19 protein-coding genes, 2 tRNA genes and 2 pseudogenes are annotated in these 20927 nt (G+C 58.0%); 13 read left to right on the top strand and 10 right to left on the bottom strand.

All coding sequences use genetic code 11. The features are described from left to right. Window positions 1-42: 42 nt before the first annotated feature. Window positions 43-1209 (bottom strand): shikimate transporter, encoded by a 1167-nt coding sequence (gene shiA / locus KHQ23_RS13220; RefSeq protein ID WP_307851067.1) that lies wholly within the window; start codon window positions 1207-1209, stop codon window positions 43-45. A gap of 459 nt (window positions 1210-1668) precedes the next feature. Here shiA and KHQ23_RS13215 point away from each other — a divergent pair, with 459 nt between their 5' ends. Together KHQ23_RS13215 and KHQ23_RS13210 are read left to right on the top strand one after the other, a co-directional pair. Further along, window positions 1669-2166 carry a molybdopterin-dependent oxidoreductase gene (locus KHQ23_RS13215; RefSeq protein WP_004198821.1) on the top strand — a complete coding sequence of 166 codons (498 nt, stop codon included), beginning with the start codon at window positions 1669-1671 and terminating at the stop codon, window positions 2164-2166. Between the two features lie 10 nt (window positions 2167-2176). After that, on the top strand, window positions 2177-4087 hold the full coding sequence (locus tag KHQ23_RS13210) for a bifunctional diguanylate cyclase/phosphodiesterase (RefSeq protein WP_004196289.1): 1911 nt from the start codon (window positions 2177-2179) through the stop codon (window positions 4085-4087). On the opposite strand, the gene KHQ23_RS13205 is transcribed toward KHQ23_RS13210, so the two are convergent. Continuing rightward, window positions 4084-4212: a hypothetical protein gene (locus KHQ23_RS13205; RefSeq protein WP_014343288.1), complete on the bottom strand. Its 129-nt coding sequence runs from the start codon at window positions 4210-4212 to the stop codon at window positions 4084-4086. The genes KHQ23_RS13210 and KHQ23_RS13205 overlap by 4 nt on opposite strands. Window positions 4213-4309: 97 nt before the next feature. Here KHQ23_RS13205 and KHQ23_RS13200 point away from each other — a divergent pair, with 97 nt between their 5' ends. Beyond that, the gene (locus KHQ23_RS13200; protein ID WP_032434796.1) at window positions 4310-4642 is read left to right on the top strand and encodes a DUF1971 domain-containing protein; all 333 of its coding nucleotides are present in this window, start codon (window positions 4310-4312) and stop codon (window positions 4640-4642) included. Between the two features lie 6 nt (window positions 4643-4648). Then, window positions 4649-4984, top strand: a complete 336-nt coding sequence (locus tag KHQ23_RS13195) for a DUF1869 domain-containing protein (protein ID WP_004148980.1) — start codon at window positions 4649-4651, stop codon at window positions 4982-4984. A 5-nt stretch (window positions 4985-4989) separates the two neighbouring features. Here KHQ23_RS13195 and KHQ23_RS13190 read toward each other — a convergent pair whose 3' ends face one another. Further along, a complete protein-coding gene (locus KHQ23_RS13190) occupies window positions 4990-5904 on the bottom strand; it encodes a LysR substrate-binding domain-containing protein (protein ID WP_032434794.1) in 915 nt (304 codons plus the stop codon). Window positions 5905-6035: 131 nt separating this feature from the next. On the opposite strand from KHQ23_RS13190, the gene KHQ23_RS13185 reads away from it, so the two are divergent. From KHQ23_RS13185 to KHQ23_RS13175, 3 genes are all read left to right on the top strand, one after another. Then, on the top strand, window positions 6036-6611 hold the full coding sequence (locus KHQ23_RS13185) for a hypothetical protein (RefSeq protein WP_032434792.1): 576 nt from the start codon (window positions 6036-6038) through the stop codon (window positions 6609-6611). A gap of 192 nt (window positions 6612-6803) precedes the next feature. Next, a complete protein-coding gene (locus KHQ23_RS13180; RefSeq protein WP_040175300.1) occupies window positions 6804-7640 on the top strand; it encodes an alpha/beta fold hydrolase in 837 nt (278 codons plus the stop codon). Window positions 7641-7846: 206 nt separating this feature from the next. Further along, window positions 7847-8818 carry a sensor domain-containing diguanylate cyclase gene (locus KHQ23_RS13175; protein WP_032434788.1) on the top strand — a complete coding sequence of 324 codons (972 nt, stop codon included), beginning with the start codon at window positions 7847-7849 and terminating at the stop codon, window positions 8816-8818. On the opposite strand, the gene KHQ23_RS13170 is transcribed toward KHQ23_RS13175, so the two are convergent. Then, a complete protein-coding gene (locus tag KHQ23_RS13170) occupies window positions 8815-9918 on the bottom strand; it encodes an AarF/UbiB family protein (protein WP_038992469.1) in 1104 nt (367 codons plus the stop codon). The two genes, KHQ23_RS13175 and KHQ23_RS13170, sit on opposite strands and share 4 nt — an antisense overlap. 141 nt (window positions 9919-10059) lie before the next feature. Between KHQ23_RS13170 and KHQ23_RS13165 the strand changes: the two are divergent. Beyond that, window positions 10060-10146: pseudogene (locus KHQ23_RS13165) on the top strand (type II toxin-antitoxin system PemK/MazF family toxin); the annotation flags it as partial. Window positions 10147-10199: 53 nt separating this feature from the next. Here the strand turns inward: KHQ23_RS13165 and KHQ23_RS13160 are convergent. Next, window positions 10200-10275, bottom strand: a tRNA-Asn gene (locus KHQ23_RS13160). Window positions 10276-10280: 5 nt separating this feature from the next. On the opposite strand from KHQ23_RS13160, the gene KHQ23_RS26615 reads away from it, so the two are divergent. The 3 genes from KHQ23_RS26615 (at window position 10281) to KHQ23_RS13150 (ending at window position 12108) form a co-directional block, all read left to right on the top strand. Next, window positions 10281-10433: a DUF5951 family protein gene (locus KHQ23_RS26615; RefSeq protein WP_004225945.1), complete on the top strand. Its 153-nt coding sequence runs from the start codon at window positions 10281-10283 to the stop codon at window positions 10431-10433. 34 nt (window positions 10434-10467) lie between these two features. After that, a complete protein-coding gene (locus KHQ23_RS13155) occupies window positions 10468-11904 on the top strand; it encodes an EmmdR/YeeO family multidrug/toxin efflux MATE transporter (RefSeq protein WP_004151469.1) in 1437 nt (478 codons plus the stop codon). A 128-nt stretch (window positions 11905-12032) separates the two neighbouring features. Then, window positions 12033-12108 (top strand) — tRNA-Asn (locus KHQ23_RS13150). Between the two features lie 161 nt (window positions 12109-12269). Here the strand turns inward: KHQ23_RS13150 and KHQ23_RS13145 are convergent. Together KHQ23_RS13145 and pmrD are read right to left on the bottom strand one after the other, a co-directional pair. Next, a complete protein-coding gene (locus KHQ23_RS13145) occupies window positions 12270-13724 on the bottom strand; it encodes an AMP nucleosidase (protein ID WP_004148975.1) in 1455 nt (484 codons plus the stop codon). A 129-nt stretch (window positions 13725-13853) separates the two neighbouring features. After that, window positions 13854-14099, bottom strand: coding sequence for a signal transduction protein PmrD (gene pmrD / locus KHQ23_RS13140; protein ID WP_004141189.1), 246 nt, complete (start codon window positions 14097-14099; stop codon window positions 13854-13856). 272 nt (window positions 14100-14371) lie between these two features. Here pmrD and KHQ23_RS13135 point away from each other — a divergent pair, with 272 nt between their 5' ends. After that, window positions 14372-15994 carry a carboxylesterase gene (locus KHQ23_RS13135; protein ID WP_032434785.1) on the top strand — a complete coding sequence of 541 codons (1623 nt, stop codon included), beginning with the start codon at window positions 14372-14374 and terminating at the stop codon, window positions 15992-15994. On the opposite strand, the gene KHQ23_RS13130 is transcribed toward KHQ23_RS13135, so the two are convergent. The 3 genes and pseudogenes from KHQ23_RS13130 to KHQ23_RS13120 all read right to left on the bottom strand — a co-directional run bounded on the left by KHQ23_RS13130 (window position 15905) and on the right by KHQ23_RS13120 (window position 18635). Then, window positions 15905-16837, bottom strand: a complete 933-nt coding sequence (locus KHQ23_RS13130; RefSeq protein ID WP_004184763.1) for a nucleoside recognition domain-containing protein — start codon at window positions 16835-16837, stop codon at window positions 15905-15907. The two genes, KHQ23_RS13135 and KHQ23_RS13130, sit on opposite strands and share 90 nt — an antisense overlap. A 119-nt stretch (window positions 16838-16956) precedes the next feature. Beyond that, window positions 16957-17877, bottom strand: coding sequence for an MDR family oxidoreductase (locus KHQ23_RS13125; protein WP_229543882.1), 921 nt, complete (start codon window positions 17875-17877; stop codon window positions 16957-16959). Then, window positions 17810-18635: pseudogene (locus KHQ23_RS13120) on the bottom strand (TetR/AcrR family transcriptional regulator). The gene KHQ23_RS13125 and the pseudogene KHQ23_RS13120 overlap by 68 nt, the downstream one beginning before the upstream one ends. Window positions 18636-19224: 589 nt before the next feature. Between KHQ23_RS13120 and KHQ23_RS13115 the strand changes: the two are divergent. Next, window positions 19225-20859 carry a Na+/H+ antiporter gene (locus tag KHQ23_RS13115; protein WP_032434781.1) on the top strand — a complete coding sequence of 545 codons (1635 nt, stop codon included), beginning with the start codon at window positions 19225-19227 and terminating at the stop codon, window positions 20857-20859. Window positions 20860-20927 lie beyond the last annotated feature (68 nt).

Raw genomic sequence — 20927 nt, 5'->3', positions numbered from 1 at the left:
TCTCCTTACCGGAGGGCGCGGGTTACGCCCTCCGCTGGTGGGTCAGTCGACGGGGTGCTTTTTCATCATCAGCGCGGTGAGCGCTGACAGCAGGCATCCTGCGGTCAGATAGAGGGCCACGCTGTGCCACGATCCGCCTGAGAAGGTGACCAGCGCCGCGGCAATAAACGGGGTAAAGCCGCCGCCGACCACGCTCGCCACCTGGTAGCCGACGCCGGCGCCGCTATAGCGATAGCTGGCGCCGAACAGCTCGGTAAACATCGGCTGCTGGACGCAGACCACCATATCATGGGCGATATTGGCCAGCATCAGGGCGAAGAACAGGATCCAGAAAACGGACTGACTCTCCAGCGCCATAAAGAACGGGAAACCGCTCAAAGTGCCGATCAGCGCCCCGGTGATATAGATCCGCCGACGGCCAAAGCGGTCTGCCAGCCAGGCGAAGCAGGGGATAGTCAGGCAGCTAAGACCGCCCACCAGCAGGCCAATGTTGAGAAACAGCTCGCGCGGCAGGCCGAGGTTTTGCGTGGAGTAGTTGAGGGCGAAGGCGGTGACGATATACATCGTCAGCAGCTCACACAGACGCAGGGCGATAATCAGTAAAAACGCTCCCGGATGGCGAAGCAGCGCTTCCACTACCGGTAGCCGCTTTTTCTTCTGCGGCGCGTTGTCCTGGCTCTGCTGCGCTTCAAACTCCTGCGATTCCGCCATGCCGTTACGGATCCACAGCGCAATAAGGACCAGCGCCACGCTGAACAGGAACGGTAAGCGCCAGCCCCAGCTGAGGAACTGCTGGTCGCTGGTCAGGCTGCTAATCAGCGATACCAGCCCGGTAGAGAGCAGGAGGCCGACGCCGTAGCCCACCTGCACCCCGCTGCTGTAAAAGGCTTTTTTCCCCTGTGGGGCATTCTCCACCGAGAGCAGCGCCGCGCCGCCCCATTCGCCGCCGACGGCGAATCCCTGAACCGCTCGCAGGAACACCAGCAGCACCGGCGCCCACCAGCCGATCTGGTTGAACGAGGGGAGCAGGCCGATGCAGGCAGTGGCGATACCCATCATCCAGACGGTCATCATCAGCATCCGTTTCCGCCCGAGGCGATCGCCGAAGTGGCCAAAAATAATTCCGCCGAGCGGCGAAAAAGAAACCCAACGCCGAAGGTGGCAAAGGCGGCAAGCGTTCCCATCGCCGGGCCGATTTGCGGGAAAAATTCGCGGTTGAACACCAGCGCGGCGGTAATGCCATAGAGAAGAAAATCGTACCAGTCGACCACCGCGCCGGCAAAACTACCCCAGGCCGCCCGCCGGGCCCGATGTAGTGAATCTGGCGCCTCGCCGGGCTGCACGCTTATTGTTGAATCCATACCCTGTCCTGTCAGTCACGTACTTCATTGTTATTGGAATGAGACGCTTTTACCGTTGCGTCTGCTCTGAGACTACCGCGCAGCGGCCGTAGAGGAAAGTAGTTTGCCTGCTAAGCGGGGGAGATGGCGCAAAAAAGAATCGATGGGAAAGGCGGGCGAAATCACACCCTGGACTTAACATTCTGGCAATTTGCCATCCAGCTTATACTTTTAATTAAATCAACGGATAACAAAGATGGACACCTTTTAAGAATCGACGTAAATGGTTTACACTTAACGTGTCTCCCTCTCTGGAATGGTGAGTAAAATGCGTCTACTTCTTGCAGTTTTATTTTGTTCTGTCATGTTGCCTTCTGCTTATGCTGAAAAACTGCCTGCGCCGACAGGAAAACCTGTACTGACCATTTCCGGAAAAATCGGAAATATGAATGTCGGCGACAAGGCCGTTTTTGATCTCGCAATGCTGGAAAAACTGGGGATGAAGACGATAGAAACCACCACCCCCTGGTACACCGGCAAGGTTCGTTTTGACGGCATTCCCCTTAGTAAACTCATGGATTTAGTCGGCGCGAAAGGCACATCGGCCCGCGTGCTGGCGCTGAACGACTACACCACCATTATCCCGATTGATGATTTTTATAAATTCCCGGTCATTATGGCGTTAAAAATGAACGGTCAATATATGCGCATTCGTGATAAAGGCCCGTTATTTATTGTCTACCCTTACGACAGCAGTGCTGAATTACAGAACCAGATCTATTATTCCCGATCGGCCTGGCAAGTTTCAAAGATGATTATAGAATAAGGGTTGGATCTTGAATCGAATACTCACGGCTATTATTTTGTCGTTATTTGTTGTCACCGGATATATTACTTATCTGGTGCATGAGCGACAAAGTGAGTTGCAAAAATTTACCCGCTATACGGACTCGTGGTCAATGTCGCAAATGGTGTCGGAATATATGCGGCTGGAGTCTCGTCTGGCGGGAATGGCGATTGGGGCCGAAGGGGCGGACCACGATGAGGTGCGCCTGCGTCTTGAGATCATGATGAGCCAGATCGAGCTTCTGCAGGAGGGCGATCTGGGTAAATTTATCAATAAAAGCGAGCAGCGGAAGACGGTGGTTGCGACACTGATTCGTAATCTTCATCTGCTCGATAAACAAGTTGATACCATGACGCCGGAGCAGGTCAGACAGATCCTGCCGGTGTTAAGCGAGCTGGATGGTCCGCTGACCTCAATGGCCGCCGCCACCCTGACGCAAGATATCAATATCGTTAATATCACCCATGATAAAATCCAGCATCTCTATTATATCTACTCGGTGATCTCCATTCTGCTGATCGCCATGTGTATAACTCTCGGTCTGCTGATGCTCCGACAGAATAATAATCTGCGTCGCGCCCATGTTCGTATGAAAACGCTGGCCAACGATCTGCAGGCCTCGAAAGAGAAGCTGCAGGTGCAGAACCGCCGACTGCAGTACGATGCCTACCATGATTCGCTGACCGGTATGCCCAACCGTCTCTCTTTCTGGCAGCGGCTGCAGGAGATCGTCAACCAGGTGCGTCCCTATAAGGGATGCGCCGTGGTGATGCTTTTCGACCTCGACAGCTTTAAGGATGTGAACGATACCCTTGGCCATGATGCTGGCGATAAGCTGCTGCAGGATCTGGCCAGTCGCCTCTCTTTTTTCCGCAAAACCTCCGAGACGCTGTATCGCCTTGGCGGTGATGAGTTTGCGATGCTCTCCTACGATCTCACTGAGGAGATGGCCCTTGAGCGGGCCAATGTTATCCGGGAGAAGATCAGCCAGCCCTATCAGATCTACGATGCGCAGATTAATATCGACGCCTGCATTGGGATCGTGATCTCTGACGGTGAAAGTCGTACCGATTATCTGTACAAGTGCGCCGACCTCGCGCTGTATGAGGCGAAAAAAGAGGGTAGCGGCCATGTGCAAATCTTCCGGCCGGGGATGCTGCAGCGCCTGCAGGAGAACAAATCGTTTGAAGACGATCTGCTGCAGGCCCTGGCCCATGACGAGTTCAAAGTCTACTATCAGCCGATCGCCGATACCGTCACGCGCGAAATCTACGGCTATGAAGCGCTGGTTCGTTGGTTCCATCCGGTGCGCGGCGCCGTGCCGCCGACGGTGTTTATTCCGGTGGCAGAGAAAATCGGTCTTATTAATGCCCTTGGCGAATGGGTGCTGAAAACCGCCTGTGCCGAAGCGGCCAGCTGGGCGACGCCGCTGAAGGTCTCGGTCAACGTTTCACCAATTCAGTTGATGAATACATCGCTGACCGACACCATTATCGAGGTGCTGCATCAGACCGGCCTCGATCCGCGACGTCTTGATCTGGAGATCACCGAGTCGGACGTATTCAATGAGAACACCCGTTCGCTGGAAATTCTCAGCCAGCTGCGCGAGCAGGGCATTCAGATCTCCATCGATGACTTTGGTACCGGCTATTCTTCCCTGTCCCGTTTAAGCTACTTCCCGTTCGATAAAATTAAAATCGACCGCTCGTTTGTCATCAATATTCCGGAACAAAAAGACGATCTGGATATCGTCCGCCTGATTATCAGCATGGGAAAGAGCCTGCATATGCGCATTGTGGCGGAAGGTGTAGAGACCGAAGAGCAGTTGGCTTCGCTGCAGGCGCTGGGCTGTGACCTGGTTCAGGGATATTTAATCGGCAAACCGAGTCCGCTGCGCTAACAAATTTTTAACGTGTCTACTTTTATTCTCCCGGGCGATTTCAGGATCCTGAAATCGCCTTTTTTATTTTCTCTTAGCGCTAATCCCTGCGAGGTATAAAAAGGAGTAGGCGTAAAATTCCACAACAAAATAATATCCTTAACGTTTAAAAGGGGTATATGATATGCATCATATAGGCTATTTCTGAACGTCGCGTTTGAGACGGTAAAGTGAGGCACAATTATGCAGCAAATCATTATTCCCACCCATTACGTTCACACCCGCAGCACGCCGCTGTGGACCAAAGAGACCGCCCCGGCCTCTATCTGGCGCCGCCATCTGGATGCCGGCACCCGGCAGGGCGTCTACCCTCGTCTCTCGGTGATGCAGGGGGCGATCCGCTATCTCGGCTATGCCGATGAAACCAGCCCCGAGCCCGTTGAAACCCTGACTATTGAAGCCGGCCAGTTTGGCGTCTTTCCGCCGGAGAAGTGGCACTGTATTGAGGCCCTCTCAGAGGACACGGTTTTTAATGTCGACTTTTATGTTGATCCAAAAATTCTCATCGAGGGATAACAAGAGATGACCAGTGAAAATAAAGGTTATACCTTAGCGCTAGAGAATGGCCGACTTCACCAGAAGCAGGAAAAAATATTTCTCAAACCAATGGTGTTGTATATTCCACAGCAGGCGGTGGAGGCCGTTAATGACCTGCTGAGCAAGTTGCCGGACGACAGGGAAGAGGGGGAGTTTCTGTTGACGGTCACCAATAACAATAACGGCGTCTCGGTTGATAAAACCTTTTCCTCGCTGGCGGCGCTGCGCGACCCGCTCACCGCCGCTGATACGGTGAAGGATCTGATCAATATCGTTCGCGGCTACGAGTCCGATGAAGAGACCAACGTTTGCGGCTGGTAAGCCCGCTACTCTTCCGCCGGATGGCGACCGTCACCTAATGCCATCTGGCCGACCAGCCACTCCCGCAGATTGAAAATATCCGCCCGCTGCGCCGCAGCCTCGGTGGTGACCAGGTAGTAGCGGGCGCCAGGCAATGCGTTGCTGAACGGCGCGGATAATACGCCGCGCTGCAGCAGATCCCGCGCCAGCAGTTCGCTGGCGATCACCACTCCCTGACCGGCCACCGCCGCCTGCAGGGCATGGGTTTCATCGCTAAAGGTTAACCCCGCATCAATATTCAGCGTCGGCGGTCCATAGCGCCGACGCCAGTTCTCCCAGCTCGGCGAATCAGCTGGCACGCGCCGGTTGGCAACGTGAAACAGCGTCACCCGCTGCAGATCTTCAGGCCGGCTGAGGCCCAGAGTCGGGCTGGCGACCACGATAAAGCGATCCTCATACAGCAGCGTGCAGTACAGGTCCGGCTCCGGCGTTTCACGATAGCGAATCGCGGCGTCTACCGTGCCCAGATGCAGATCCACTCGTTCGACGCTGGTGTGTAGCCGCAGGTCGATAGCCGGAAAGCGGGCGGTGAAATCCGCCAGCCGCGGCACCAGCCAGTGGGTGAGAAAATTGGAGGTGGTGGTGACGGTTAAGGATGGCGGCTGACGGGCATGAGCGATCTGGACGACGGCCTGTTCCAGGGCGCTAAAGGCGCGTTGGGTGGCGGCGTAAAGGATCTCGCCATCAGCGGTCAGACTGACGCCCTGCGCGCTGCGTTCGCAGACCCGGCACTCCAGCACCGACTCCAGCAGTTTAATCTGATGGCTGACCGCCGTCGCGCTGACGCCGAGCGCCTCGGCGGCCTGTTTAAAACTGCGGTGGCGGGCGACGGCATGAAAAGCGCGTAGCGCCCCCAGCGGCGGCAGACGGGGTGGTCTCATGGCTGAGTTTTTCTCATCTATGGCTGAAAACTATGCGTTTGTGTAAGGCAATATAGTGGCGATAGGCTACGGGCATGTAAAGACAATGACATGAATTAAATTCATGCATCTTCGCCTGTCAGGAGTCAACTATGCACGTTGTAAGCCGCTACACCGCCGCGGAAGCCGCGGCAACGATCGACCCCCGCGGCCGCGCTATCGCCCTTAGCGTGGTCATCGCCGCCGGGGCCTTGCTGTTAATCATGCCCCCGGTTATCGGGGTGACCGGCACGCTGAGTCTGCTGACGGCGCTGATTGCGGCCTTTGGCGTCGGGTGGGGATTCACTCGCGGACAATCCTGGCTTTATCGCTCACCCCTGGCGGCGACGCGCTGGGCCTTTCTGCTGTCAGCGGCCGGCTGGCTGCTGGCGCTGGTGGCCTGGTATGGCGGGCAGGACTGGCCGGCACTGCTGCCGGGCGTGGCGTGCGGTGGGGCGGGAGCGGCTGTCGCCTGGCGCATTGCGGCGGTTAGGACGGCGCTGCCGGGGATGCGGGTCAGCGGCGCCACGGTGCTGAGCGTAGCTATCGCCATCGCGGCGACGCTACTGACCTGGCATACTGCGGGAGGAGGACGCCATGGCGTCTGCTTTGCCTTCGCCGTGCTGCTTGACTGGGCGCTGCTCGGCGCGCTGATGGTGCGGATCCGCCAGCAGGAGAGTGCGGCCTGATACCAGACGCGGTCTGGTCCAGGATCGGCGAATCAAGCGAGACAGGGTAAGTTGTCCCGCCCGGCGTTAAATATCTTCTACACTGTTACAGGCATCACATTCCTGTGCGGTCGGCACTCCTGCCGGCCGCCGTCGGCGTTCAGCCCAGGCACGGGCCTGCAGGCTGGTTATCCTGAAAGAGGAGTCTGTAATATGGCATTTGTCACCACCCAAGACGGCGTCAATATTGACTTTAAAGACTGGGGTCCAAAGGAAGCTCAGCCGATTGTTTTTCATCACGGCTGGCCGTTAAGCGCTGACGACTGGGATAACCAGATGTTATTTTTCCTTGCCGAAGGGTTCCGGGTCATCGCTATCGATCGTCGGGGTCATGGCCGCTCCGATCAGGTTAGCGAGGGGCACGATATGGACCATTACGCGGCGGACGTCTCGGCGGTGGTGGAGCATCTGGATCTGCACAATGCGGTCCACGTCGGGCACTCCACCGGCGGCGGCCAGGTCGCACGCTACGTCGCCCGCTATGGTCAGCCGCAGGGGCGGGTGGCGAAGGCGGTGTTAATTAGCGCCGTCCCGCCGCTAATGGTGAAAACCGAGCAGAACCCGGGCGGGACGCCGATCGAGGTGTTTGACGGTTTCCGCAAAGCGCTGGCGGCGAACCGCGCCCAGTTCTATCTCGACGTCGCCTCTGGCCCGTTCTATGGCTTCAATCGTGATGGAGCAGAGATATCCCAGGGAACGATCCAGAACTGGTGGCGACAGGGGATGATCGGCAGCGCCAAAGCCCATTATGAAGGCATTAAGGCGTTTTCAGAGACCGACCAGACGGAAGACCTTAAGTCGATCACTTTGCCGGTGCTGGTGATGCAGGGAGATGACGACCAGGTGGTCCCCTATAAAAATGCGGCCATCCTGCAGGAAAAGCTGCTGCCGAACAGCCAGCTGAAAATTTATCCTGGCTTCCCGCACGGGATGCACACCTCCCACGCCGATACCATCAACGCCGATCTGCTGGCGTTTATCCGCGCCTGATCTGCCCTCTTTGCCGGGCAGAGTGCCGTTAATGGCATTCCGCCAGCGCCCTGGCCGCCAGTCGCCTGGGGCGCGCCGGTTGACGTGCAGAGGAAATCTGCTTAACTCATGGGGTACCTGACGACTATTTTCCCCTCGCAGGATAAAACGCCGGGTTTCTCTGCGGAAACCCGGCGGAATTCTGCGCAAGAGACAAGTGAGAGACAATGAAATTAGCCGGACTTCATCCCGACGAGCAGCGTCGCCTGCAATCGCTACGCTCTTCCGGGCTGTTGAATAGCGGAAAAGAAGAACGCTTCGATCGCCTGACCAGGCTTGCCCGTTCGCTGTATAACCTGCCGGTGGCGTCCATCAGTCTGGTGGGGGAAGATCTCCTGCATATCAAGTCCTGTGCCGGTCTCGATGTGGACACGGTGCCGAGAGATATTTCATTTTGCGCCCATACCATTCTGCAAACCGACCCGCTTATCGTCAACGACATGCAGCAGGACGAGCGCTTTCACGATAACCCGCTGGTCATTGAGGCGCCGTTTATCCGCTTTTACGCCGGGTATCCGGTGCAACTGCCGGATGGCGCGACCGTCGGGTCGTTCTGCCTGATGGATCACCAGCCGCGATCGTTTTCCGCCCATGAAATGCAGATCTTAAGCGATCTGGCGGCGATCGTGGAGGATGAGTTCAAGGTGCTGGATGCGGCAACCTCGGATGAGCTGACGGGACTGTTTAATCGCCGGGGATTCCTCACCCTGGCAGAGTATGCCCTGCTGACGGCCCAGCGCCGCCATGAGCCGGTGAGTCTGGCGTTTGTCGACCTCGATCGCTTCAAGCACATCAATGATACCTGGGGGCATGAAGAGGGCGATCGCGCGCTGATCGCCATCGCCGACTTGATGAAAGCGGCCTTCCGCGAGTCCGATATCCTCGCGAGGCAGGGGGGGGACGAATTTATCATTCTGTTCGCCAATACCAGCCGCCACGATGCCGCGGCGGCAATGGAGACGCTCAGCCACAACGTGGCGCGTTTCAACCAGCAGGCGGCCAATCCCTGGCAGCTGGCGTTCTCCTGGGGCTGCGTCGAATATGATCCCGCCAGCCATCCCAGTCTCAACGCGCTGGTGGCCACCGCTGACCGCCTGATGTACCAGGCGAAGCAGAAGCAGGGACGCGAGCGCCGTTAATCCTTTGCGGCGGTGGCACTCAACAGGTACTGCTGCGCCTGCTGCCGCTTCTGCGCATAGCTGCTGAGCAGCGCCTGCTGCGATTTCCCTTCGTTATCGTAAAACAGGCCGCCTTCGTCGGTGATAAAGCGATAATGCTGTTCCAGCTGGTTTATCACCCAGTCAATGCGTTGCAGGGTGAGTAAGGTACAGGACTGACCATGCAGGTCGTCTTCAATATCCAGCACATGTGAGCGAAAGGCCTCTACGGCAAACAGCCGGCTCAGCGCGGCAGGGTCCGCCAGCGCCGACTCCCAGCGCGCCGTCAACTGCTGAAAGTGAGCCAGCACCAGCGGGTCAGCGCGCCGGGCGCGAAGCCAGACGAGCTTCCGGCGGTAGCTTTCGACCGCCAGCCGCTTCATCTCGCGATATTGCGCCAGCTGCTGTTCGGCGTCAGGGATCCGGGTCATCAGCCAGCTAAAAAAGAAGCGAGTCTCAAAACGTTCGACAAAGTGGAACAGCGGGTCGGCCAGACCATTGCTGTTGAATTCTCTCAGCGGGTCGAAGGGATACATATAGCCAAAATCGAACAGCCATAACTGCTCCTGCCGGTCCACCAGCAGATTCCCGCTACAGAGATCCCACTCCATCAGCCCCTGTTCTTCGCAGGCTTCCAGAGTAGTAAATAGCTGGGCGATCAGCGGCGGGGTCAACTGGTGTATCGGCTCGCCATCGATCCAGGGGGAGAGCAGGATGCCGAGGCGATAATCGGCATACAGCGTTGGGACGATGTGGGTGAAGCGCGGCGCGGTGACCGGGTCATCCTTCAGCTGTTGCAATGCCTGCCGACGCTGTACCTCATTTAAAAACGACAGCTGGCCGTTGAGGTTGGCAACGCCGGCGACGGCGCGACGTTTCTTTAAATTGTACTCCTTGCCGGCGATGCGCAGACGATAAACCTCGCCGGTCAGGCCTGAGCCGTATACCTGCACCACATAGGGGGAATCGGGGCCCAGTGCGGCGAGGGTCTCCGGCGGCAGCGGGCAGTGGCTGACGTTGCCGACGATAAGAGGTTCCCCGCTGCGATCGAACGCCTGCTGTTGCTGTTGTCTGAGGTTCATGGTGCCTCCGGGTATAACGTTAGACAGAGTGGATAATCCACGCTATCTCACCCGCAAACGGTAGTGAATTCATCCTACTGGCAGGCGCTTTTTCAGGCTGAGCTGGGGTGCGTTCACGGAGGACACGCGGGGCGTAGGGAGGCGGTAGGGAACGGCAAGCGTCTGGAACGCATACCTGACGTCGTTGTCAACGAGGTGCTTGCCAGGCTGGATGCGATGCTGAGTTAACGTCAGCGACGCAAAAAAGCAAAAAGCCTGCTCGAAAGCAGGCTTCTTAAATTTGGCTCCTCTGACTGGACTCGAACCAGTGACATACGGATTAACAGTCCGCCGTTCTACCGACTGAACTACAGAGGAATCGTGTGGAGTCGTATCTTAGCGGCGAAAAAACTTTTGTCAAACATCAATTCGCCTGTTCAGGTGCAACTGCCGCTTCCATCGACAATTTGTTGTCATTTCCGACAATTATTACGGAAAATACTTTGCAGGATATCCATTTCTCAATCATCATTTGAAATGTTGTTTCAACATCTCTCACTAAGGTCTCTCTTGAACGTCACCTCCGCCGTACGCCAGGCTGTCGAACGGACATCCTGGTTTAAAAAACGTCAGCGTTATCGTGTGCTGTACTGGCGCGAAATCAGCCCTCTCGCTGTGCCCATTCTGCTGGAAAATGCCTGTGTGCTGCTGATGGGGGTGTTGAGCACCTTCCTTGTCAGCTGGCTGGGAAAAGAGGCCATGGCCGGTGTGGGGCTGGCCGATAGCTTTAACATGGTCATCATGTCCTTCTTTGCCGCCATCGATCTGGGTACCACGGTGGTGGTGGCCTTTAGCCTCGGCAAGCGCGATCGGCGGCGGGCGAGGGCGGCCGCGCGCCAGTCGCTGGCTATTATGACCCTGTTTTCCATTTTGCTGGCGGGGGTGATCCATGCCTTTGGCCAGGAGATTATTGATTTTGTCGCCGGCGATGCCACCGCCCAGGTCAAGGACCTGGCGCTGACCTATCTGGAACTGACGGCGCTGAGCTACCCGGCGGCGGCGATTGCGCTGATCGGCAGCGGGGCGCTGCGCGGCGCCGGCACCACCAAAATCCCGCTGCTGATCAACGGCGGGATGAATATCCTCAATATCTTAATCAGCAGCGTGCTCATCTACGGCATCTTCTCCTGGCCGGGGCTGGGGTTTGTCGGCGCCGGGCTTGGGCTGACCATTGCCCGCTATATTGGCGCGATAGCCACGATCTGGGTGCTGATGGTGGGCCTCAATCCGGCGCTGCGGCTGTCGCTGAAGGGTTACTTCAAACCCTTTAACTTCGCCATTATCTGGGAGGTGATGGGGATCGGCATCCCGGCCAGTATCGAATCTGTCCTGTTCAATGGCGGCAAGCTGCTGACCCAGATGTTTGTCGCCGGGATGGGCACCAACGTTATCGCCGGCAACTTTATCGCCTTTTCGGTGGCCTCGCTAATTAACCTGCCGGGCAACGCCCTCGGCTCCGCCTCGACGATCATTACCGGCAAGCGGCTGGGAAAAGGGCAGATTGGTCAGGCTGAATTCCAGGCCTGGCACGTATTTTGGCTGTCGACGATTATTCTGACGCTGATCGCCTGGGGCAGCGCCCCCTTCGCCGGCTTTATCGCCTCGTTCTACACCCATGAAGAAGATGTAAAAGAAGTGGTTAAACAGCTGCTGTGGCTCAACGCCCTGTTTATGCCGATCTGGTCGCTGTCGTGGACTTTACCCTGCGCTTTTAAAGGCGCCCGTGACGTACGCTACACCATGTGGGTGTCGATGCTAGGCATGTGGGGCTGCCGGGTGGTGGCGGGCTATACCCTGGGCATCGTGCTGGGGATGGGGGTGATTGGCGTCTGGTTAGGGATGGTGCTCGACTGGGCGGTGCGCGGCGTGCTGTTTTATTTCCGCATGGTGAGCGGCCGCTGGCTGTGGAAATATCCGCGCGTGAAGGCTTCATCGGAGGAAAGCTGAGCCGTTTGCGAGGCTAAACGCCATTTTTTGCGCAAAGTGAAGAATAATTCGGCAAACGATTCATTTTATTGAAAACAGGCTTTGACAGCGCCGGGCGTCATCGATAATATGCGCCCCGTTCACACGATTCCTCTGTAGTTCAGTCGGTAGAACGGCGGACTGTTAATCCGTATGTCACTGGTTCGAGTCCAGTCAGAGGAGCCAAATTTAAGAAGCCTGCTTTCGAGCAGGCTTTTTGCTTTTCTGTCTACCGCCTTTCTTCCGTGGACAAACACCGCCGGGTCGTTTGTTTCGCTTCTCCGGACGCTGACGCTCCCCAGCGGGTAACGTCAGCGTTTATCTCACGATTCCCACGTCATCGACGATTAACGGAACGGCGGCTCGTTGAAGGTGCGCAGCTTACGCGAGTGCATGTGATCTCCCTCGGCGCGCAGCAGGTCAATCGCCCGGATGCCTATCTGCAGATGCTCGGAGATAGCGCCCTCGTAAAAGCGGTTAGCCTGGCCGGGGAGCTTGATTTCACCGTGCAGCGGCTTGTCCGAGACGCAGAGCAGCGTGCCGTAGGGGACGCGGAAGCGATAGCCCTGGGCGGCGATGGTCGCGCTCTCCATATCGATAGCTACCGCCCGGCTGAGATTAAAGCGCAGCGCCGAAGCGGAATAGCGCAGCTCCCAGTTACGGTCGTCGGTGGTGACCACCGTCCCGGTACGCAGCCGCTGCTTAACCTCTTCGCCGGGCATCCCGCTCACCTGCTTGGTGGCGTCGTAGAGGGCGCGCTGCACTTCGGCAATGCTGGGGATCGGAATATCTGGCGGCAGCACCGCATCCAGTACATGATCGTCACGCAGATAGGCGTGGGCCAGCACATAGTCGCCGATGGCCTGGCTTTCGCGCAGGCCGCCGCAGTGGCCGATCATTAACCAGACGTCCGGCCGCAGTACCGCGAGATGATCGCAGATGGTTTTGGCGTTAGCCGGGCCGACGCCAATGTTAATCAGGGTGATCCCTTTGCCGTCGTGGGTGATCAGATGCCAGGCCGGCATCTGGTGCTTCTTCCACGCCAGATCGGAAATGGCCTGTTCCGGCGCTTCGGTCTCGGCGGTGATCCAGATCCCGCCGGCGCAAGAGAGAGCGATATAGGGGCTGTCGGGATCGAGGATCTGGCTGCAGCCCCAGCTGACGAACTCATCCACGTAGCGGGTATAGTTGGTGAACAGCACGTAGGGCTGGAAGTGTTCCGCCGGCGTGCCGGTGTAGTGTCGCAGACGCGCCAGCGAAAAATCGACGCGGCGGGCGTCAAAGTGCGACAGCGGATAGAACTCGGTGGGATGGAACAGGCCATCCGCGGTCTCATCGCCAATTTGTGACAGCTCGGTGGTAGGGAAATAGCGCGTCAGACCGGCGCTCATCGAGCGGTCGAGTGTCAGGGTGGAACCATCGATCACGTAAGGATAGGGGATCTCATGCTGCGACAGCTCGACGCTGATATGCGCGCCATAGTCCTGATACAGCAGGGTCAGCTGTTCCAGCAAATAGTTGCGGAACAGTTTCGGATTCGTAATGGTGGTGGTATAGCAACCGGCATGGGTGAAACGTCCCCAGGCGCGCGTTTTGAGGGCTTTATGATCGGCGCCGTCCCAGGAGACCGACAGCTGCGGATAGACAAAAAGACCTTCCGCGCGGGCTTCGGTATCGGGGAGCGTATTATGGTCGATATAGTCGCCGATGGCTTTGCGTAACGCCGTGACCGAGGCTTCATAGCGCGCTTCCAGCTCGGCAAGCGCTTGTTCCGGGGTCAGACTGGCGGCCTTGATATTCATGATTCGCTCCTTGTTTCAGGTCTGCTGACATTCCCGATAGTATGTCACAGCGGGAAAAGGGCGAAGGAGAATTTATCTGTCAAATGCGACGATACTCAGACCATAACCAGTAAAGGGAGCGGGCTCGTGTTATTTGCCGGCGTTTGTCCAACGCTCGCTGCTATAATGAGTGGCGTTGCGGATCTTCAAAGTTTGCGTCGGATTATTATTCAGACAATAGCGCGCATCGGCCAGCGGAGTGAGTTTATCCCCTTCCCGCAGGCGGAGGCGACAGGCTTCAATCTCTGCGATCATCTCCAGCGCACCGCTCTGAAGCACGACGCGGCAGAGGCTGGCCGAAGCGTTGTCCTGTACTTTTTTTACCCACCACTCCATCTGTTTTTTATCCTCTCATAGCGACATGTGCGTCGATAATTCATGTTTCTTAAAAATCTGACAATAAGATTATCCCCTTGGTTTATGCAGTGTTTAAAAATACGCAACCGATTGTTGATCTGTGCGCTAGGTTTTTTTATGCCGGGGGGCAATGATCTGCCGGGTTTAATTTGCAGGAAGCGATGACTATGCTGAAAAGCAGTCCGTGAGAATAGCCTGTCAGGAAGAGGGCTGATAAGTCCGGCTACGCAATAAATATAAGAGAGAGCGTCATGAAGCATCTATTTCGACACTGGCGAACGTCGGGCGCCGTTATCGGCTCACTGCTGAAAAAAGGGAGCATTGCGGTACTGGCGCTGCTGGTGGTCTTTCTCGCCGGGCGGATCTATGAGTCCCAGCGCGGCCCGGCCCTGCATCGCTGGCATACCTGGAGTGGCAACGAGATGTCGGCCGAAGAGATCGACCAGGCGACCTTTGCCCAGTATCTGGCGCGGGAGAAGACGATTTTCGCCGATCTCCAGCGTGAGGTGACAGAGGCTTTGCCGGAGGAAGATAAAACCCCGGTCAACCGCTTTTATCGTCACAGCCGGGTCTGGCCGGGGCAGTTTAAGCAGGACTGGAACCGTTCTTTTGTGCTGATGCCGCTGGGCAAGCCGCGCGGCGGCGTGGTGCTCCTCCATGGCCTGACCGATTCGCCCTACAGCGTGCGCTATCTGGCGCAACTCTGGCAGCAGCGGGGTTATGTGGCGGTGGCGCCGCGTTTGCCGGGACACGGCACCGCGCCGGGGGCGTTAACGGCGGTTGACTGGGAGACCTGGCTGGCGGCGACGCGTCTGGCGGTACGCGAAGCGACCCGCCTTGCCGGGGCGGACGTGCCGCTGCATCTGGTCGGCTACTCTAACGGCGGCGCGCTGGCGCTCAAGTATGCCCTCGATAGCCTGGAGGATAGCCACCTGCGTCAGCCGCAGCAGATTATTCTGCTGTCGCCGATGATCGGCGTGACCGCGTTTGCCCGTTTCGCCGGCCTCGCCGGGCTACCGTCCGTCTTCCCGGCGTTCGCCCGCGCGGCCTGGCTGAACGTGGCGCCTGAGTTTAATCCGTTCAAGTACAACTCCTTTCCGGTCAAGGCGGCGAGACAATCGTGGTTATTGAGCCAGGCGCTGCAGCAGCAGATTATCCGCGCGGCCCGGCAGGGCGAGCTGAAAGCGCTGCCGCCGATCCTCACCTTTCAGTCGGTGATGGATTCCACGGTCAGCACCCGCGCGGTGGTGGAGTCCCTGTATCGTTATCTACCGGATAACGGCAGCGAGCTGGTGGTGTTCGATATTAACCAGGCGGCGGATCTCCGGGTCCTGTTTCGCCCTGCGCTCTATGCGGCGGTGAATACGCTGCTGCCCCCGGCGCCGCGGGCCTATACCACCACGGTGGTGACCAACGCGACGGCGCACACGCTGCAGACCGTCGCCCGGACCACGCTGGCCCAAGATCGGGAAGAGCATCGTTATCCTTTACACCTGGCCTGGCCGGCGGATATGTACTCTTTGTCGCATGTGGCGGTGCCGTTTCCCCTGAGCGATTCGCTGTATGGTCGCGAGCCGGACGAGAAGAACCGCTACGGCATTAGCCTGGGCACCATTTCACTGCGCGGAGAGACCGGGACGCTGAGCGTGGGGCTGGAGACGTTAATGCGCGTCACCTCCAATCCATTCTTTCCATGGATGATGACGCGCGTCGATGAGCGCATCGCCTGCGGCGAACAGGCGGCGGTGGCGGCCTGCCTGAAAGCGCAGGCCAGAGCAGAGGCGTTAAAACAGGATCAGGTGCAGAACGGTACGCAGCAGGATACCGACGATCGCCGCGGGAGCCACGAAGCGGAACAGGCGGACAAACCGTGAGCTGATGCCAAGAAAAATGCCGATACCGGGAAGATCAAAGGTCTGGATCAGTAGACCTGCCGAGGCGTTGACCTGGTCCACGGTGACTTTGCCCTGCTGGATCAGCTCGGAAATGACGCCAAAGTAGGCGGTGCCCCCGGCAACGCACTTCACCAGCGCCGGCAGCACAAAGTTCTGGGGGATGTGCAGCCAGCTGAGAAGCGGCTTCAGCAGCTGCTGCAGCAGGTCGATAGCCCCGGCGCCCTGCAGCAGCCCGACGATGGTTAACGACAGGATCAGCATTGGCACCGCGCCGAGCGCCAGGCGGATGGCGTCGGAGCCGGCGCTGTTAATCACGGCCAGAATTCCCTGGCTGTTCTGCTCGGCGTTCGGCAGCGCTTCCGCGCGGGGATTCTCGGCGACCGATAAGCGCCGTCCGGTGACGTGCCAGGCGACGGCGGCCGCGCACAGGCCGCCGACCACCGAGATAACGATCGAGGCCAGCCAGTGCAGACCAAAAGGGGTAAGAGGATAGAAGACGTTGCCTTGCCCCATGGCGAACACCATGGCCAGCGTGGCGGCCATTTGTCGGTCCGAGACGCCGCGTTTATCCATAATCGACAGCGTGGCGAGCGGGGCGGCAAAGCTGACAAAGTTAATCTGGATCAGGGCGAAGGCGCTCATCCCGGTTAAGCCGAAGGGCTTCAGCAGCGGGGCCACCCAGCGAACAATCACATCGAGGATACCGCGGACCTCAAGGTATTTCATGATGATCAGCATGATCACCATGATCGGCAACAGCGTATACAGCGCGACGTCAACGGACGACTTGCCCGCCGCCATAATGATGCTTATGACATCCATTTACTTTTTTACCACTCGCAGAGCTATTCGTTCGCGTCATCATAATCCCGTGGGGAAGGAAATGATATGCCTTGATCCCTCTCGGGATCCGGCGCCGCACGGGCGCCGGGAGAAGAGGATTACTGACCGATATTGACCAGCGTCCGACCATGAATATTATTGCTGAGGAAATCTGCGGCATACGCTGGCGCCTGCTCCAGCGTGATTTCAGTGGCCGCCTGCTGGTAGTAGCTCTCCGGCAGAAGCTGGGCCAGACGCTGCCAGACGGCGTCGCGTTCAGCGGTCGGCACCATCACCGAATCCACCCCCTGCAGACGCACATTGCGCAGAATAAACGGCATCACGGTGGTCGGCAGATCGAAGCCCCCGGCCAGACCGCAGGCGGCGACGCAGCCGCGATATTGCGTTTGCGCCAGCACTTTGGCCAACACCGGGCCGCCAACGGTATCCACCGCGCCCGCCCACAGCTGTTTCTCCAGCGGACGGGTCTCCGCGAAGTCGCTGCGCGGCAGGATCGTATCGGCGCCCAGCTGGCGAAGGTAATCGTGTGTCGATTCCCGGCCCGATACGGCCGTCACCCGGTAGCCAAGGGCTTTCAGCAACACCACGGCGGTGCTGCCGACCCCGCCGCTGGCGCCGGTGACCAGGATATCCCCGCTATCAGGGGTGACACCCGCACTAACGAGAGCATCAACGCATAGCATCGCGGTAAAGCCGGCGGTGCCGATGATCATTGCCTGGCGCGCGCTGAGCGTCTCCGGCAGAGCAACCAGCCAGTCGCCTTTAACGCAGGCGTCGGTGGCCAGGCCACCCCAGTGGTTTTCACCGACGCCCCAGCCGGTAAGGATCACGGCCTGGCCGGGAACAAAGCGCGGATCGCGGCTTTCTTTCACCTGACCGGCAAAATCAATGCCCGGCACCATCGGAAACTGACGGATAATTTTGCCTTTGCCGGTGATCGCCAGGGCGTCTTTATAATTGAGACTCGACCAGTCGATGGCGACCCGGACGTCGCCTTCGGCAAGAGCGGGCAGGTCGATATCTTTGACGGTGGCGACGGTGCGGTTGTCGATCTGGTCCAGAACTAATGCTTTCATGACAGAGTATTCCTCGTCGGAAGGGGGTTATCGGCGCTAGCGCCGTCCTGTGCAGGTGTTTTTGTTGTCATACTGTGCGCAAAAAAATCCCAGTACTGGTTAAGCGGTGCGGCAGACTGGACCAGCCTGGCGCGCATCACCGCGCCTTCCCAGCCGATCCAGAACACCTGGGCCAGCGCCTGCGGTGAGGCGTCGCTGGCGATGGCCCCGGCTGCCTGCGCTTCGCGCAGGCAGCGCGCCACGCGCGACTCCCATGCCGCCAGGATAGCCATCAACCGTTGGGGAAACGTCTCGGGTAACAACGGGGCTTCCTGCAGCAGGTTGCCCACCAGGCAGCCGCGGCGAAACTGGAATTTCTCCATTCCCTGACCGGCATGACGCACAAAGGCCGCCATCCGTTCCAGCGGCGGCACGGCGTCGTCCAGCAGGAATTTATCTAATTTATGCGCAAAGAAGTCGCCATAGGCGGCAAGCACGGCGAGGCCAAAGGCCTCTTTGCTTTTAAAGCAGTGATAAAACGACCCCTTTGGCACGGCGATATTCTTGATCACCGCATCAATACCCGCCGCGAGATAGCCCGTTTCGGTCAGCACTTCAAGGCCTGAGCGAATCAGCGCCTGACGCGTATCGTCAAACTGGCGATCGACCTTGGGTGGACGGCCGCGGCGGGGCTTCAGGACGGTGGAGGTATCGGGATTCATGATTTAGACCGTGTGGTTTAATTGTAGGTCAGGGTACGCCCAATTCAGGGGTAGGGCAAGCATTGCGCGTAGCGTAAGGCTGGCTGACCAATCATTCTGAACTGGGGGCGTTAAGAATTATTTATCGCAAATACGTGGTTCGCACTGCCGGCGGGGGCACGAAATATAACTCTGCCGGGTATATTAGACTGGTCATTAATATCCATATTCACAATGCATAATACGAATTAATAATATTGGGAATATATAAACAGCGGGGGGCTGGAGCGGTTGAGTGGTTTTGTCCATGTGAAGAGGCTAATTTGCGAAGTCCCCGGTCGACAGTCCCGTGAGGACTTCTCCCCGGAATGCCGGCCGGCGATGATTTGCAGACGATAGCGGATTGACAAACGCGGCTTGATAAAAGACATTGTCACCCCTGATCCGGCACCGGTTGCCACCTCAGTTTAAATATTATCGCCGGCAGACAATGACGTCTGTCTTAAATTATCGGTGACTGGGTAAATAATCTGTTACCGAAACAACACCTGCGAAAAAGGATTAACAGTCTGATGTACAGAATGAATATTGCCGTCAGAGGAGGGGATGAATGTCGCTAATTGCTATCGTGCTGGTCTTTATTATGGCCATCGTGGTGACCGTGTTCCTGTCCCATCTTCTGCCCGTTAAAGTGCCGCTACCGCTGATCCAAATCGCCGCGGGCGCCGCGCTGGCCGCCAGTGGCTTTCAGGTCGATTTTGACCCGCATATTTTTTTACTGCTGTTTATCCCGCCGCTGCTGTTCCTCGATGGCTGGCGCATCCCCAAAGACGCTTTTTTCCGCGATATGAAGCCGATTTTATCGCTGGCGATAGGCCTGGTGATGGTGACTATTCTCGGTATTGGCCTGTTTATTCACTGGCTGATCCCGGCTATCACCGTGGCGGCAGGGTTCGCCCTCGCGGCTATTCTGTCGCCTACCGATCCGGTGGCGGTATCGGCAATGACCGCCAGCTCGCCGCTTCCCTCAAGGATGGCGCATATTCTCGAAGGGGAGTCGTTGTTAAACGATGCTTCAGGCCTCGTCGCCTTTAACTTCGCCATCGCCGCGGTGCTGACCGGCAGCTTCTCCCCGGGAGACGCGGTGGTGAAATTTTTCCTGATGGCCTTCGGGGGCATCCTCAGTGGCCTCGTGGTGGTGTGGGTCACCGGCAAATGTAATAACTTTCTGGTTCGGCGCACCCGCGAGGAGCCAGCCATCCAGATCCTGATCAGCCTGCTTATCCCTTTCGCCGCCTACCTGCTGGCCGAGGCGTTCCATGTCTCGGGCATTCTTGCCGCCGTCGCCGCCGGCATTGCGATGCATTATGAGCAGCTGTCGGGGCCCCGGCTTCCGGCGACGCGCATGAAAAGCAGCGCGGTATGGTCCATGCTGCAGACCACCCTCAACGGGATGATCTTTCTGATGCTGGGCGAGCAGCTGCCGCGCATGCTCAGGACGCTGCCGGCGGTAGCCAGCCAGGCCGGCGTCTCTTCGCCCTGGTATCTGCTGCTGTACGCCGTGGCCATCACCCTGGCGCTTGGTCTGATGCGCTTCGCCTGGGTATGGCTGTCGATGAAGCTGACAATTTTTCGCCGCAAACGTCGGGGCAAGGCCATCACCGTCCGTCCACGCTTCAGTATCCTCGCCGTCATGGCGCTGGCGGGAGTGAAGGGCTCTGTGACCCTCGCCGGTATTCTGACGCTGCCGGTGGTGCTGGCAGATGGTTCGCCGTTCCCGGGCCGTGAACTACTGATCTTTCTTTCGATGGCGGTGATCCTGATGTCGCTGGTGGTGGCGGCTATCGGTTTGCCGTTTATGACTCGTTATCTTGCCGATGATCTACCGCATGACACCGGTAAGGACGACATTGGCGCCGTGATGACCGAGGTGGCCATTAACCGTCTTAACGCGCTACTGGACGAGCCGGTGGAGGATCCCAGTGAGCAGGCCCTGCGGGCCGATGCCGGCAATATGCTGCTCGAGACCTATCAGCGGCGGCTTCACTATAACGACAATGACGAGGGGCAGGATGTCGGGCTGGAGCTGGCTAAGCGCGCCAGGCTGGAGAAATATATGCAACGAGAGGTCATTATCGCCCAGCGTCAGGAGCTGTTCCGGCTGCGCCGCGCCCATAACATCAGCGATATCACTTTTTATGAGGTGCTGCGGGAGATAGATCTGAAGGAAGAGAGTTTACACTAAAGCCGCAATCGCCGGAGGGTGGCCATTCGCCTTCCGGCAGAAGTACCGGCGCTGAAAAGCAAAAAGCC

The organism is Klebsiella sp. 64, assembly GCF_018223915.1.
Classification (GTDB): Bacteria; Pseudomonadota; Gammaproteobacteria; order Enterobacterales; family Enterobacteriaceae; genus Klebsiella; species Klebsiella pneumoniae.
The sequence above is the reverse complement of the archived record's forward strand: the minus strand, read 5'-3'. Positions and strand labels throughout refer to the sequence as shown.